We start from the raw sequence: 14,592 nt of genomic DNA on the forward strand, positions 1-14,592 counted from the left end.
ATGGAGATTATACTGGTTGGAGGAGGTAAGCTAATTTACCATCTTGCCAAAAAGCTAATTTCTAAAGGACATTTTGTAACAATTATCAATAAAGATCGTAAACTTGCTGATGATCTGGCAAGAGAAATAAAGGCTACAGTTGTCTTTGGTGATGCAGCAGATAAAAAAGTTCTGGAAGATGCTGGTGCCTATAAGGCTGATAACCTTGTATCTTTGACACAAAAGGACCACAGTAATCTCTTTATCTGCAAAATGGCAATGGACTACTTTGGAGTTGAGAGAACTACAGCTCTAGTAAATAATCCAGAAAATGAAGAACTGTTCAATATTTTGGGGATTACGGGGATCTTTAATGTTACAGATTTGATTAGTTCAATTATTGAGCAGAGTGTGATTTCAGAAGATGTAAGTAATTTAACCATGATTGAAGAGGGGAAACTAAGTATCTTCCAGGTTGAGGTAGCACCTGACTCTGCAGCTGCTGGCAAGGAAATTAAAGAAATTGACCTTCCTATTTCTATTGTTTTAGGTGGTATAGTTAGAAATGGAGATATTTCAATTCCTAGAGGTGGGTCTAAGATTCAGGCGGGAGATAAAATTGTCATAATTTCACTGCCCGAAGAACAGGCAGAAGCTATTAAAGTCTTTGGTGGTGAAGAATAAGATGAAATATAAAAATCTGCTTATTTCTCGTTACTTTCTGATTTCAAAATATACCGGGATTATTATTATCTTTGCCGGGGCTGCTATTCTATCACCACTTTTATTTTTACTAGCTTTTCCTGAAGAAAGCAGCCTGGCACCTCATTTTCTGCTGGCAGGAGGACTTTCTATTCTGGCAGGATTAGTATTATTTATTTATGGGAGCAGACATCAGGAAGAAGATGTGGAGTTATCCTTAAATGAAGGGAGTATAATTGTTATCTTCTCCTGGATCGGAGCAATTATATTTTCGGCAATACCTTTTATAACTATTTTAGATATGAGCTGGAGCCATTCTATTTTTGAAGTGGTAAGTGGCTGGACCACAACTGGTTTATCGCTTGTGGATGTGACTACTGCTCCTAAATTAATTCTGATCTGGCGTTCGATTATGCAGTTTTTCGGTGGAGCTGGCCTGGCAGTTATTGCTTTATCTTCACTGCTGCCGGTTCATGGAATGGGCTTATATATGGCTGAGGCAAGAAGTGATAAATTATTACCTCATGTAAAACGCTCTACCATGTTGATCATGAAAATCTATACTTTCTATACTGCAGCAGGGATTATTCTCTATTATTTTGCAGGGATGCCTCTCTTTGATTCTATAAATCACTCGATGGCTGCAATTTCTACTGGAGGTTTTTCTACTCAGCCTGACAGCATCGGCCATTACAACAGTTTATCTATTGAAGTGGTGACGATTGTCTTAATGCTGCTTGGTACAATAAACTTTGCAACCCATTACACACTGCTTAAAGGTAAGGTTAAAACATTCTTTAAAAATGCTGAGATACGTTTAATGATCACTCTATTTATATTTTTAACTCCTATATTAATGTTTTTTTCATTAAACTCTTTATACCCTATGCTGAGCGAGAATTTTAGAATTACCTTTTTCCAGATCATTACAGCTTTATCAACAACCGGTTTTTCGACTATTTCTTTTGCCAGCTGGCCGATATTTGCTAACTTTATCATTATTTTAATTATGCTTGTTGGTGGTGGAACAGGTTCAACTGCTGGTGGTATTAAGCAGTATAGAATCTATTTGATCTTTAAATCAATCTATTGGGAAATTAAAGAACAGTTTTTACCTCGTAGAAGTGTCAGCAGCAATTATCTCTGGCGGGGAGAGAATAAGTTTTATGTAAAAGATCAGCATGTAAAAGATGTAGCTAACTATATATTACTATACTTGTTTACTTTTTTTGCAGGAGTAGCAGTCCATACAGCCTATGGATATTCTCTTTTAGATAGTATGTTTGAATTTGGATCAGCTCTTGGTACAGTTGGAATTTCAATTGGCTTACTTTCATCCAAAGCTCCTCTGGGTATAATCTGGACCCAGACGATCGGAATGTTTTTAGGTAGGCTGGAATTCTTTATAATTCTTTATGCCGGGATAAAACTATTTAAAGATGGAGTTTATATTTCTAGGCATTAATGTAGTCTTATATAGGAATTTAGGGATTACAATATTTAGATTAAGTACGATTAAACGTAAGCAGTTGATAATAGAAAATCAAGTAAAATTAGCATCTTAATTACCCCAGAGAGATTTCATTTGTTCAGTAACAATGGAGCTTTTCTGGGGCTTTTATTTTGTATAATATTTTCTTCAGGGGGACTTAATAATTAGATATTATTTCGAGTTTTATGTAATATAATAAATTTAGGCTCAAGTAGTAAGTTGAAATATCAGGGAGGTGTTGAAAATGAAAGCTAAGAAAAAAGTAGCTAAGAAAAAACCTGAGAAAAAAGAAATTGAAAAAAAAGAAGAAAAGAAATAATTTCTTTAATCAGTCAAAGTTAAATTATTTATATTTTCCCCTGTAGACTATTGGTGACAGGGTGTTTTTTTGTTGAACTATTTGATTGGTGCAGTTGATAAGTGTAAAAAACCTCCGCACATATCTATAAGTGCGGATGACTCTAACGGGTTGAACAGTTTATATGTTTAGTTAAACTATCAATTATTATAATGTGAGGTGTAATCGAAATGAGTACACCTTGTTTAACATCGTAAAATTTAATATAGGTTTAGTCTGAACAACTATTAAGAGAATCACCTTATAGATTATTTTTTTGACTATAACCTAAAATTTTTAACTAATATGATATTTTTTATATCGATTTTGCTTAAAATGTTGCTTTTTACTACTAATAGTTGTATAATTTAATCAGTGGAGGTGATCAAATGAAGGAGAGAATGCTGCGTCTGCAGCAGGTACAACTGAATAACTTTAAGAATGTTAGGCAGGGTCAAATTGATTTTAATAGTTATAAAAGCGAAGACTTTTTTTCTGAAGCATCAGATGTGCTGGGAATATACGGTCAGAACGGTTCTGGTAAAACTGCTTTCATTGAAGCTTTGTGGATACTTAAACTGGTCCTGCTTGGAGAATCTCTGCCTGGAGATATTAAAGATTATATATACCAGGGTGAGAAAGAAGCTGCTATTAATGCTGTTTTTTCTATGTCTTTGGGAGAGAATAAATATCAACTCTTTTATGAAATGGTAATTGAAAGAAGAGAAAATGCTGTTCCAGTAATTATCAAAGAGGATCTATCATATAAAAAGCTTGAAGAAGATGACTGGACATATAAGAGAGGGATAATAACTCACAACCTTGATGAGAAGGAGCAGTTGTTAAGTCCCCAGAAGAATTACAATTTGCTCACTAAAAACAATAAAGATGCTAAAGTGGACCTTAAAGTAGCTAAGGAGCTTGCGAAGAAGGAACAAACATCTTTTATTTTTTCTAGTGAGATGGATCATATTTATAAAGGTAATAAAGCCTTTAACGAATTTGCTGATATTATAATGGAGATTAAACAGTATGCTCGAATGAACCTGTTTGTGATCAGAAATTCTCGTTCAGGTATGATCAATGCCAATCTAATTATACCTTTCTGTTTCCAGCTTAGTGATTCAGAGATGATAGAAGGTGGAGATCTGGCAATAGCTCTTTCTGAGCCGACAACAGTTCCTGAGCGGGTCCTCTCTACTGTCAAAAATGTTATTGAGAACTTAAACATCGTCTTAAAAGAGATAATTCCAGAGCTTACAATTAAAATTAAAGAGTATGGAGAAGAGTTAGATGAGAATGGTGATCCAGTTATTAAAATAGAGCTGCTGGCAGAAAGAGGAGATATTAAGATTCCTCTGAGATATGAGTCAGATGGAATTAAAAAGATTATATCTATCTTGAGTGCAATGATTGCGATGTATAATAAGCCCGGTATTTGTCTGGCAGTGGACGAACTTGATGCCGGTATATTTGAATATCTTTTAGGTGAAATCCTGGAGATCATTCAGGATAGAGCTAAGGGACAGCTGGTCTTTACTTCTCATAACTTAAGACCGCTGGAGAAACTTAATAAAGAGTCATTGATTTTTACAACTACTAATCCTAAAAATCGGTATATAAGATTTACCAATGTAAAGGAAACAAATAATCTAAGAAGCTTTTATTATCGTGGAATTAAGTTAGGTGGACAGGATGAAGAGGTTTATGAGAGAACAAATGAATTTAAAATAGCCAGGGCATTTAGAGCAGCGGGTAGAGTTGATGCTGATGACTAGAAAATTAATTTTATTCTTAGTAGAAGGGGAAACAGATAAAACGTCTTTTGGTCTTGTTTTTTCTGAGATATTTGAGGATGAACAGATTGAATTTCAAATTGTTCATGGAGATATAACTACCAGGAATAGAGTTAATTCTGGTAATGTAATCAGGAAGATAAATGAAGAAATAAAGTCATTTATGGATAGAGAACATTACAAGAAAAGTGATATCATAGAGATAATTCATTTAATGGATACTGACGGTGCATATATTAGTGAAGAATTGATAGAAAAGCATGATAGGGGTAAGAATTATTATTATAGTGATAAGTTATGCACCAGTCACCCTGAAAATACAAAGAAAAGAAATGATAAAAAAAGTCGGATTATGGATAGATTAAGTAGCCATTCAAAAATAAATGGGATTCCATATAACGCTTACTACTTATCCTGTAATTTAGAACATGTGCTTCACAATGATGCAAATATTGATGATAATCTAAAAGTAGAAAAAGCTGAAGAGTTTAGTGAGAGATATTATGAAAAGAAATTTGAGTTTTTGGATTTTATTAGAACTAATAGTTTTGCTGTTGAAGGTTCATATAAAGAAAGCTGGGAGTTTATTAAGCAGGGAAGTAACTCCTTAAATAGATATAGTAATTTACACCTTGTTTTTGAAGATTTTTAGCATTTTGAAAGGATTATTTTCCCTATTAGCAATCTCAAAAATTGCACACAATTTCTAGAGGGACCACGTCTTAATTATGAAATTCAGATCGACGTTCGACGCCCCACCCCCTAGAGCATAACTGAATACTTAAAGACACTGAGCTGTCTGGATAGTCTCTTAACTGAGGCTGTCCCGGCAGCTCTTTTTTTATGCCTAAATTTAAGGAGGTGAGTGTAGATAAGGGAGTGGGGTTAGTCCAAATAATGAAAAGGAGGTGAATCAGATGGCTTCTAAGACACTTGTTATCCTACTGCTTGGTGCTTTAGCCTGGCAGAGTTTGTTCAGTGGAGATATTCTGCTGGCTTTGTTCTTTATTCTCTTTGATCTTTATCTAATTTCTGAATAAACGCTGTTTAAGTTGAAAGTCAAAATAAAACTAAAATACGGAGGTAATAATTATGTTTAAAAATGAAAACAATGTGGAGACTGTTCTAAGACTGAGAGAAATGATGGTTAGAGCAATGATGGCGGAGAACGATGTTATGCAGGAGCTGGTTCTGAATAAACTGGAAGAGCTGGGTCTTAAGAGAAAAGATGAATTCAAATATGCTGAGAAGATTATTGATTCTAAGAGAGGTGACAATGCCTTTAAAAAGCTTGCTCAGACAGCTGAGAATGGCGTTAAAAAGGCAGCTGGACTGGCTTCTGCTGGTACCAGGAATGTTGCTAAAGTTACCGGTGCGGCAGCTTCAAAGGTCGATAGAGCAGCCCTTAAAGCTATTGAGAAGTCGGTTATCGCCGCCAATTCTACCCGGCTTAAATCGGAGAGTGTTTTCTCAGGATTAAAGGATGCATTTATGGAAGGCTGGAATAATGCTCAGAATTAAAATCAGGGGACTGTCAGTGAGAGCTGATGGTCTTTTTTTTTTGGAGGTGAAAAATATGCAGGTTAATGGTGTGCCGAGTGATGAGTGGAGGATAAAAAGAGCTTTAGGACCATATGCTGATCCAATGGATGAAGATGAGCTAGAGAGAGCAGCAAGACTGGTGAGGAAAAAGAAGAAAAAAGCTGCAGCTTTAATCAGTGATGACCAGGAATTCAAGATGCCCTTTTAAATGAATACTAAAAACATAAAGGAGATGAGAGTAATGGTAAATATTCAGAAGTTTAGTCTAAGAATTGTAAAGGAGTCAGGTGGAAGGTATGACATTGATAAGTATGTAAGGAACCCATTTCAGGCAAGGGATCTCTTTGTAGAAGTAGTTGAACTGGACAGGAGAGCAGAAGAAGTCTTTGCTATCGCTACCCTTGACGTTAAGAACAAGGTAACGGGGGTATTTGAGGTTTCTACAGGTACATTGACCTCAAGCTTAGTTACTCCCAGAGAGGTCTTTAAACGGGCAATACTGCAGAATGCAGCGGGTATAGTTTTAGCTCACAATCATCCTTCTGGTGTGGCTGATGCAAGTAGTGATGATATCTCAATTACTAAAAAGCTGCAGAAGGCTGGCAAGATAATGGGAATTAATGTAGTGGACCATATAATAATCGGCAGCAGAGATAACTTTATCAGTATGCAGGAAGAGAATCTGATGAAAGACTGAATCAATAAAAGTTAATAATAGTTAATTAACCTGGCCGGCGCCGGGCTTTTTTTATGTTAAAAAACACTGAAAGGAGGTGATTAAGATGTATGTAAAGCACTGTCCTGTGTGTAAAAAGAAGTCCTACAGTTCCTGTAAAAAGGGTGAATGGAATTGTCCGCACTGTGACCATGATCTAAGTGATGAAGAAGCTCAAAGTCCAGAAGAAGACTAAATTATAATTGGAGGCCTGGGTTAAACCTGGGTCTCCTTAAATTAAGGGGAGGAATAAAAAATGAGTGCAAAGCGTAAAGTTGTTGATATTAACAGAAAGAAAAAAGAACTGATTACTTTTACTGAAGAGGAGTTAGAAACCCTGAGACGAACTGTTGCCGGAGATGCAAGCAGTGATGAGTTTAAGATGTTTATTTATCTGGCTAAAAACTATGGACTTGATCCTTTCAATAAAGAGATATTCTTCTGGAAGAAAGATGGTAAGCCAACAATAATGACTTCCAGGGATGGTTATCTAAAGATAGCTGATAGGCATCCCCAGTATGATGGACTGGTTTCAGATGTAGTTAGAGAAAATGATAAGTTTAGGCGAAAAGAAACTGGTATTAATCATCAATATGGGACCAACCGCGGACAGATCGTCGGTAGTTACGCTTTAGTTTATAGAAAGGACAGAAGTTATCCCGTTTATGTCTTTGCTCCCTTTGAAGAATACAGATCAGATTCTAAGATCTGGGAGCAGTATCCTTCAGCTATGATCCTTAAAGTGGCTGAATCAATGGCTTTAAAGAGAGCTTTTAGTGTTTCTGGGCTTGTTTCCAGGGAAGAAATGGCTGTACAGCAACAGAGTGATTATAATTTTGATGATATTCCATTTAGCCAGGTACAGGGCAAGAAGAATAAAGGTAAGGCTCAGAAAGATGAAACTTTGAAGAACGATCAAGTAACCTCTCTAACTGAAAGAGAACTTGCTATTAAAGAGATAGTTGGTGATAATTCTAAGCTAAAAGAAGATCTCTATAATTACCTCAGACATGTAAAAAGAGAAAAAGGTATAGACAGCAGCAAAAAGATATCGATCAACAGCTTGAGTAAAGATCAGTTTGAGCAGTTGAAGTCCATTTTAAATACATTCAGCAGGTTAAGTGCTCAGGAAAGGAAGGAGATTTCATGAATAAACTAACCGCAGCTTCTGTATTGATGGCAGTAATGTTTTTGACAGCTGCAATTCTAGCCCAGACAGGACCAGATGATATTATTGATAGTTACAGCTGGAATGAGGTTTATGTGGTAAAGCGAGGTGATACCCTCTGGGAGATAGCAGAAGAAATTAACTCTGACCTTGACCCGCGGCTGATGATAGCAGCCATTAAAAAGGTCAATGAAATTGAGACAATGATCAGAGTTAATCAGAAGATTGTGATTCCAGAAAAGTAGACTAACAAAGGGTGAAGCTTTCAGAAATCTTTTCTGGTTTAAAAGTATGATTTAATAATATCATTGGAGGGACTAATCTTCAAAAACAATCCTGCAGTCTTCATTGTGAATAAAGTTAAATCTGATGGAGACTGCTTATATTTCAACCCAGTCTATATGGCTTTAAATGCTTGTTTTGAGGGCGTTTATCTGTTAACATACAAATAGTCAGATAAGGTAAAAATAAGTGTATATGGCTCTCTGAGATCCTTTAGAGGGGGACTATTCCAGTGTGCAGATGTATGTGGAGAATAAAGTGAATATAGTTGGTTATATCGCTCTTTTTCTACAAATTACGACAATAATAGCTCATGTTAAAATAAAGGATAATTGTAATCTTCATTGAATATATTTTTATAAGGAACAAATTTTTAGGAGGGGTTTTTATAATTAGTTGATTTGAATAGTCAGTTTTAATTGTTTTAGAAATCAAGTTTATTAATTTTTCATGAAAGTATGATAGATTGATCATAATTTGACTTTTATCGATGATAATGAAATATGAGATAAAAATTGTTTTATAAGTACTTAGTAATATTCATAGCAGACATAATTTTAACATTAAAATTTATAATATTAGGAGAGATTTAAAAATGGAAGTTGATCTAGATTCAATAATTAATAAAGTTGATAAAAATAACCCAGTATTTGATACTGATTATGGACGCATATATAATATGGACTCACATGAATTAATGATGGATTATATTGAACCAGAGAGCATAGATTTAATTGTTACTAGTCCCCCTTTTGGTTTGTTGAGATCTAAAGAATATGGTAATGAGTATGGAAATGAATATATAGAATGGTTTAAAAAGTTTGCCAAGGCTTTTAAGAGAATTTTAAAAGATTCAGGTAGTCTAGTAATTGATTTAGGAGGAGCTTGGACAAAAGGCCAGCCTACTCGTAGTTTATATCAATTCAAGTTGTTGATAATGCTTTGCGAAGAATTTGGTTTTCATTTAGCACAAGAATTTTATTGGTGGAATCCTTCAAAACTACCTACACCTGCTGAGTGGGTTACAATAAGACGAATAAGGGTTAAAGATGCAATAAATACTATTTGGTGGTTATCTAAGACCCCTTATCCAAAGTCAACAAATAAGAGGGTTTTAATTCCTTATTCTGATAGTCATAAGGACTTGTTAGAAAATGGATATACTCCCAAATTAAGACCAAGTGGACATGATATTTCAGATAAATTTCAGAATAAAAATGCTGGAGCTATTCCGCCGAATTTAATTTCATTACCAAACACTGAAAGCAATAGCGGTTATCTTTCATACTGTAAAGATAATGATATTAAACCTCATCCTGCTCGCTTCCCCCTTGAATTACCTGCAATGTTCATAAGAATGTTAACAGATAAAGGAGACGTTGTTCTAGATCCATTTGCCGGAAGTTGTGTTACAGGTGAAGCTTCGCAAATATTGGAAAGAAAATGGATTTGTAGTGAATTAGTTAATGATTATATTCATGGAGCTAAAGGTAGATTTGATGAAGATTACAAACGTGAATTAAAGGAAAGAGATAAAAAGAAACATCGTCTTTCTTATAATGCTCCTGCTCCTTGTCTTAATTTAATGAGTGAAGAAAATTCTCCTTTACCCAAAGATGGTGGTAGGACACGTCAAAACAAAAAAAATAAATAAGGAGGTATATAAGGTGAGTAAAGGCTTTAGAGCAAATGAACTTAATCAACTATTCTTAGATGTTTTAAGTGAATCAGTAGTTAATCATAGTGATGTTTCTAATAAACCGTTAGAAATTGACTTTAATAAAGGGTTTTATCCAAAAAAAGTTAGAGTTTATTTATATACCATAACTCACCCTCCTGGTGGTAGAGATGGTAATGATGTTGAACATAAAATTCAAATTATTCTTCCCAATCAATCCAGGGGCACTAGGGCAAATTTTGATTATAGTGATAATAGATTTGTCGTTCTTGGTGGTTATGAACCAGATCATAAAGTTTTTGTTTTATGGGACACGATATGTTATAAAGACATTGCTTATTCTCGTAATGTTCAAGTTAAGGGGTCTACAATTATTGAAGCTTTTTCTCGAGGTTACTCATATCAAAGACGTAGTTTATGGGGAGCTAAGGAGATAGCTTTAGCAGGGAAAAAGGATAACCTTTCAGAATTACTTAAGATGCGCTTGAAATTATCAGGTATTAGTCCTGAATCTGATAAAAAACTAAAAAAAATAATAGGAATTTAATTGGGGGTGTTTAAATGTCTTTGCTTTCAGACATAAGTTTTAAACCAACTTATTATAGAGGACAACATGATATTGCGAATGAATTTTACTTACCTTGTGTATCAAGTTCTATCAAGTATGATAGGGCAGTTGGCTTCTATAGTAGCGCTGTTTATTTAATTGCATGGGGAAGTTTAAAAGAATTTGTGGCTAATGGTGGGAAAATGAGATTTATAACATCTCCTAGATTAACTAATAAAGATAAGAATGCAGTTATAGAAGGTTATAAAGCAAGGAATGAGCAAGATCTTTTTCAACAATTGGATAATGAGTTCAAAAAATTGCTAAATAATGAACAATTATATAAACCAGCAAAAGCACTAGCTTATCTTATTGCTAATGAAATACTTGAATTTAAAATTGCAATCCCTGATAAAGCAAGTGTGAGAACTAAAAGAATGTTTCATGATAAAGAAGGATTGTTTAAAGACTATGATCATAATAGAGTTTTATTTAGGGGATCAATGAATGAAACTTTTTATGGGCTTTCTCAAGATGGCAATATTGATTCTGTGGATGTTTTTGTTTCATGGGATGAAAGAGAGAAACATAGAGTGGATGAAGGTGAAGATCATTTTAACAGATTATGGAATAACATACAGCCAGGTGTAGATGTTATTCATATGCCCAACAAATTTCTTGAGAAGATTAAAACTGTTTCTCGAGAAAATGCTGAAGAATTTTCAGATATAGTTGATGATATAAACTATGATATAGACAAAATAAATGAAGTAACACCTTCAGGATATACATTAAGGAGTCATCAATCTAAAGCACTTGATAACTGGAAAAAGAATAATAGATGTGGGATATTCAAACATGCTACAGGAAGTGGAAAAACATTTACAGCTTTATGTGCTATAAGGGAAGCTATTGAAGAAAATAATGAAGTCCCTTTAATATTGGTGCCAGGTAGTTTACTTTTAGAACAATGGAGATTAGAAATAAATAAGTTTCTAGGTGATATTGACCCAGTTATTTGTTTGTGTGGTGATGGTAATAATGGATGGAAAAGAGATAACTTATTAAGATTATTTTCTGAAAATAGAAATGACAACAAACCAAGGATAATTTTGTCGACTATAAGAACTGCTATAACAGATAGATTTATGAATTCTTTAAAATGGGGAGAACATATATTTTGTGTAGTAGATGAGGTACATAGAATTGGAAGCAATGAAAATTCAAAATTTATGGATCAAGCTATTTGTGGACCTAGATTAGGTTTATCTGCAACCCCTGAGAGGTATGGTGATGAAAAGGGAACTAAGGCTATACTCGATTTTTTTAAAGAGATAATTAAACCAGTTTACACTATTAAAGATGCAATTGACGATAAAATATTAACTCCTTATTTTTATTATCCACATATAGTTGAATTGAATGAGGATGAACAAGAAGAGTGGGATGATTATACTAAGTCTATAAGAAAATATTTTGCTCAAATTTATGGTGGTAGTAGTAAAGAGGATAGTCTACGAGAATTAGTTAAAATGAAACTGATAGAAAGATCTAGAATTTCTAAAAATGCTAACAATAAGATTAATATGGCATCCCAAGTGCTTGATAATCATTATAAGGATGGAGATGTATGGTTAGTTTATTGTGATAATACTGATCAAATGAATGAGTTAAGAAGAAATATCGAGGAATTAAACCTATTAAATGGTGTTCCTATTGTAGATTATTATTATAAAATGGAGGGTGATAAGAAAAAAACAATTGAGTTTTTTAAAAAGAACAGCGGAGTTATATTATCAATTAAATGTTTAGATGAAGGCTTTAATATACCTTCAGCTACACATGCTTTAATATTAGCTTCTTCAAAGAATCCACGAGAATTTATTCAAAGAAGAGGTAGAGTATTAAGAAGAAATAAAAATAAAGGAAAAGCAGAAATACATGATGTTTTAGTAGTTCCAAATTATTCAATGGTTGATCCTAATAATATTGATTCTATTTTAAAAGGTGAAGTTGCTAGGACATATGAGTTTTCAAGTTGGTCTGAAAATAGTAATGTTACCCGAGTTCAATTAAAAGATATTGCAATAAAATTAGGTCTTTCTATGGAAGATTTAATAAGTTATGTTGAGGAGGGATTTGAAGATGACTGATAAATTATCGGATTCTAATATTGATAATAATACCATGAAAGAAGAAATGTTAAAAATATGTTTAAACCAAGATGGTAATTTGTCTAAGAAGTTATTAATATCTATTCTTGATGTTGAAGAAAAATTTTATGGTAATGAAAAACAAAGATTAAATGTTCTATGGGATATTATAGAAAAAAATACTGAATCAGATTAGGAGGAGTAGTTATATGTCTTCAGGATTAACAATTAATAAGTTAGAATTAGAAAATTATATTCCTTATTTAGGGAAAAAGGAAATTGATTTTCCAGAAAAAGGAGTTACTTTAGTTTATAGTTCAAATGGTGGAGGTAAAACTTCTTTACTAAGTGCAATTTCATATGCTCTTTATGGTATTATACCTGAAAAACATAGAGATGTTCCTGCTAGCTTATTAGATATGCTTAACAAAGAAGCCTTATCAAATGGTATCTATGAATTTAAGGTGAAATTAGAATTGTCAGTGGATAATGATAATTATATTTTTGTAAGACATGTTTATAGTAAATCTGAATCTAAGAAACCTACCAGTGACAATGATTTTGAAACCGAATTCTTTGTTCTTAAAAATAATGTGACATTAGGACCAGGAGAAATTGAATCAGCTATAAATAAAATCTTACCTGAACAAGTGGCAAGGTTTTTTATATTCAATGGAGAGGTTTTACAAGAATACAAAGAACTTTTAGATAATCAAAATTATGCGGGAAGATTAATATCTGAATCTATAGAAAGAATATTAGGGGTTCCATTATTGGTTAATGCAAGAGATGATATGAGAAAATTAAGTGATGAGGCAGACAGTCAAGTTCAGCAAGCATTACGTGAGGACAAAACACAAGCTCAGTATGCAAATGCTTTACAAGAACTAATGGAAGCTAAAAAAGCTCAAGAAGATTATCTAGATAAGTTAAAAGATAAATTAGATAAAAAAATAAGGGAAAGAAATGACTTAAATGATGAACTTAGTAAAAATGAGTATATGAAAAAACTACTAGAAAAAGAAGATAAGTTAAAATTTCAAATAGACAATATGAGTAATGATATTGATGAGTTGGGATCTCAACTAAAAGAAATGATGTCGCAATCATGGGAAGAATTGTTAAATGAAAAGGTTGATAAGAAATTACCGGATATTTCAAAGAAATTAAGAGAAAAAGAAGAAAAATTTAATGAAGAAAAAATTTCGACTTTAATTAGTGAAAGTCTAAAAAAAGGAGAATGTGTTGTCTGTGATCAAAAATTGTCGGAAGAGAGAGTTAGCTATATGGAAGATAGTGTTAATTCAATTAAGGAGAACTCGAAAGATCTTATAAGTGAGATTTCTAAATTAAGAAAAATTGAGTCAAATTTAAGGAACTTCCGTTCTTCTAAAATAATTAATAATATTATTAAGGTCGATCAAAGAAGAAAAGGTAAAATGCTTGATATTCAAACCAAAAAAGAGGAATTAAAGTCTATAAAGAATCAAATAGAAGAAGAAGGAGGAGATCGTAAAACTACAAACGAATTAATAAGAAAATTATCTGAAGTAAGAAAAAATATAGATAATTATAATGAAGGATTAGATGAAACTTCTGAAAAGATAGACGAATTAAATGAAAGTATTAATGAAATAATAAAAAATTCAACTGGAAAAGAGAATACAAGTGATAATGTAAATGTTGAGAAAGAAAAAAGGAAATTATGTCTAAAGCTTAAAGAAGTTTTTTCTAATTCAGTTGATTCATATAAGAAAATCCTAAAGAAAAGAGTGCAAAAGGATGCGACAGATATATTTTTGGATATTATAGAGGAACCTAGTTTTACTAGTTTAAATATAAATGATAATTATGGTTTAGAAGTTATGCTGAAAAATGGAGAATCTGTCTCTCTTACTTCCGAAGGGCAATACCATCTAGTCTCCTTGGCTTTGATTGGAGCCTTACATTGTAATGCCCCATTAGAAGGTCCAATAATAATGGACTCTCCTGTAATGAGGTTAGATCCTGAACATAAAAGTAACATGTTAGAATTGATTCCAAATTTATCAGAACAAGTTATTTTATTTGTTACAACTTCAGAGACTCCAAAAGAGTATGCTAGAAAACATCTTCATTCTAATTTAGTAAAGGAATATGAAATAGTTAGAGAACCTGGTGATATTATGAGATCTTCGAATATTAAAGAAATTAGTTAAATA

16 protein-coding genes are annotated in these 14,592 nt (G+C 33.0%); all 16 read left to right on the forward strand.

All coding sequences use genetic code 11. The annotated features are described in order from the left end of the window. The 16 genes from ACZ446_RS04455 (at position 1) to ACZ446_RS04530 (ending at position 14,589) form a co-directional block, all read left to right on the forward strand. Complete coding sequence (locus tag ACZ446_RS04455; RefSeq protein ID WP_076544502.1) at positions 1-663, forward strand: potassium channel family protein; 663 nt, start codon at positions 1-3, stop codon at positions 661-663. Between the two features lies 1 nt (position 664). Further along, entirely contained in the window at positions 665-2,146 is a 1,482-nt protein-coding gene (locus ACZ446_RS04460; RefSeq protein WP_114474256.1) for a TrkH family potassium uptake protein, read from the forward strand. A gap of 753 nt (positions 2,147-2,899) precedes the next feature. Then, positions 2,900-4,288, forward strand: a complete 1,389-nt coding sequence (locus ACZ446_RS04465; RefSeq protein ID WP_464393925.1) for an AAA family ATPase — start codon at positions 2,900-2,902, stop codon at positions 4,286-4,288. Next, positions 4,281-4,958, forward strand: coding sequence for a hypothetical protein (locus ACZ446_RS04470; RefSeq protein WP_464393926.1), 678 nt, complete (start codon positions 4,281-4,283; stop codon positions 4,956-4,958). The genes ACZ446_RS04465 and ACZ446_RS04470 overlap by 8 nt, the downstream gene beginning before the upstream one ends. 265 nt (positions 4,959-5,223) lie before the next feature. Continuing rightward, positions 5,224-5,346: a hypothetical protein gene (locus ACZ446_RS04475; protein WP_258394132.1), complete on the forward strand. Its 123-nt coding sequence runs from the start codon at positions 5,224-5,226 to the stop codon at positions 5,344-5,346. Between the two features lie 52 nt (positions 5,347-5,398). After that, a complete protein-coding gene (locus ACZ446_RS04480; protein WP_464393927.1) occupies positions 5,399-5,827 on the forward strand; it encodes a hypothetical protein in 429 nt (142 codons plus the stop codon). A 55-nt stretch (positions 5,828-5,882) separates the two neighbouring features. Beyond that, entirely contained in the window at positions 5,883-6,056 is a 174-nt protein-coding gene (locus tag ACZ446_RS04485; protein ID WP_464393928.1) for a hypothetical protein, read from the forward strand. Between the two features lie 33 nt (positions 6,057-6,089). Further along, complete coding sequence (locus ACZ446_RS04490; protein WP_089722898.1) at positions 6,090-6,545, forward strand: JAB domain-containing protein; 456 nt, start codon at positions 6,090-6,092, stop codon at positions 6,543-6,545. 85 nt (positions 6,546-6,630) lie between these two features. Continuing rightward, positions 6,631-6,759 (forward strand): hypothetical protein, encoded by a 129-nt coding sequence (locus tag ACZ446_RS04495; RefSeq protein ID WP_464393929.1) that lies wholly within the window; start codon positions 6,631-6,633, stop codon positions 6,757-6,759. A 60-nt stretch (positions 6,760-6,819) separates the two neighbouring features. Then, positions 6,820-7,713 carry a phage recombination protein Bet gene (bet, locus tag ACZ446_RS04500; RefSeq protein WP_464393930.1) on the forward strand — a complete coding sequence of 298 codons (894 nt, stop codon included), beginning with the start codon at positions 6,820-6,822 and terminating at the stop codon, positions 7,711-7,713. Continuing rightward, on the forward strand, positions 7,710-7,976 hold the full coding sequence (locus tag ACZ446_RS04505; protein ID WP_464393931.1) for a LysM peptidoglycan-binding domain-containing protein: 267 nt from the start codon (positions 7,710-7,712) through the stop codon (positions 7,974-7,976). Before bet ends, ACZ446_RS04505 begins: the two co-directional genes overlap by 4 nt. A 632-nt stretch (positions 7,977-8,608) precedes the next feature. Next, the gene (locus ACZ446_RS04510) at positions 8,609-9,667 is read left to right on the forward strand and encodes a DNA-methyltransferase (RefSeq protein WP_464393932.1); all 1,059 of its coding nucleotides are present in this window, start codon (positions 8,609-8,611) and stop codon (positions 9,665-9,667) included. Between the two features lie 13 nt (positions 9,668-9,680). After that, positions 9,681-10,238 (forward strand): hypothetical protein, encoded by a 558-nt coding sequence (locus tag ACZ446_RS04515; RefSeq protein WP_464393933.1) that lies wholly within the window; start codon positions 9,681-9,683, stop codon positions 10,236-10,238. 14 nt (positions 10,239-10,252) lie between these two features. Then, the gene (locus ACZ446_RS04520; protein ID WP_464393934.1) at positions 10,253-12,391 is read left to right on the forward strand and encodes a DEAD/DEAH box helicase family protein; all 2,139 of its coding nucleotides are present in this window, start codon (positions 10,253-10,255) and stop codon (positions 12,389-12,391) included. Further along, complete coding sequence (locus ACZ446_RS04525) at positions 12,384-12,587, forward strand: hypothetical protein (RefSeq protein ID WP_464393935.1); 204 nt, start codon at positions 12,384-12,386, stop codon at positions 12,585-12,587. Before ACZ446_RS04520 ends, ACZ446_RS04525 begins: the two co-directional genes overlap by 8 nt. A 13-nt stretch (positions 12,588-12,600) precedes the next feature. Beyond that, positions 12,601-14,589, forward strand: a complete 1,989-nt coding sequence (locus tag ACZ446_RS04530) for an AAA family ATPase (protein ID WP_464393936.1) — start codon at positions 12,601-12,603, stop codon at positions 14,587-14,589. Positions 14,590-14,592: the final 3 nt, after the last annotated feature.

It is taken from the genome of Halanaerobium sehlinense (assembly GCF_055379485.1).

Bases quoted from the DNA above. Each gene is read 5' to 3' on its own strand.
- ACZ446_RS04470 (WP_464393926.1), top strand. From the start codon at position 4,281: ATGACTAGAAAATTAATTTTATTCTTAGTAGAAGGGGAAACAGATAAA.
- ACZ446_RS04490 (WP_089722898.1), top strand. From the start codon at position 6,090: ATGGTAAATATTCAGAAGTTTAGTCTAAGAATTGTAAAGGAGTCAGGT.
- ACZ446_RS04460 (WP_114474256.1), top strand. From the start codon at position 665: ATGAAATATAAAAATCTGCTTATTTCTCGTTACTTTCTGATTTCAAAA.
- ACZ446_RS04505 (WP_464393931.1), top strand. From the start codon at position 7,710: ATGAATAAACTAACCGCAGCTTCTGTATTGATGGCAGTAATGTTTTTG.
- ACZ446_RS04520 (WP_464393934.1), top strand. From the start codon at position 10,253: ATGTCTTTGCTTTCAGACATAAGTTTTAAACCAACTTATTATAGAGGA.
- ACZ446_RS04495 (WP_464393929.1), top strand. From the start codon at position 6,631: ATGTATGTAAAGCACTGTCCTGTGTGTAAAAAGAAGTCCTACAGTTCC.
- ACZ446_RS04475 (WP_258394132.1), top strand. From the start codon at position 5,224: ATGGCTTCTAAGACACTTGTTATCCTACTGCTTGGTGCTTTAGCCTGG.
- ACZ446_RS04530 (WP_464393936.1), top strand. From the start codon at position 12,601: ATGTCTTCAGGATTAACAATTAATAAGTTAGAATTAGAAAATTATATT.
- ACZ446_RS04465 (WP_464393925.1), top strand. From the start codon at position 2,900: ATGAAGGAGAGAATGCTGCGTCTGCAGCAGGTACAACTGAATAACTTT.
- bet (WP_464393930.1), top strand. From the start codon at position 6,820: ATGAGTGCAAAGCGTAAAGTTGTTGATATTAACAGAAAGAAAAAAGAA.
- ACZ446_RS04455 (WP_076544502.1), top strand. From the start codon at position 1: ATGGAGATTATACTGGTTGGAGGAGGTAAGCTAATTTACCATCTTGCC.
- ACZ446_RS04485 (WP_464393928.1), top strand. From the start codon at position 5,883: ATGCAGGTTAATGGTGTGCCGAGTGATGAGTGGAGGATAAAAAGAGCT.
- ACZ446_RS04510 (WP_464393932.1), top strand. From the start codon at position 8,609: ATGGAAGTTGATCTAGATTCAATAATTAATAAAGTTGATAAAAATAAC.
- ACZ446_RS04480 (WP_464393927.1), top strand. From the start codon at position 5,399: ATGTTTAAAAATGAAAACAATGTGGAGACTGTTCTAAGACTGAGAGAA.
- ACZ446_RS04525 (WP_464393935.1), top strand. From the start codon at position 12,384: ATGACTGATAAATTATCGGATTCTAATATTGATAATAATACCATGAAA.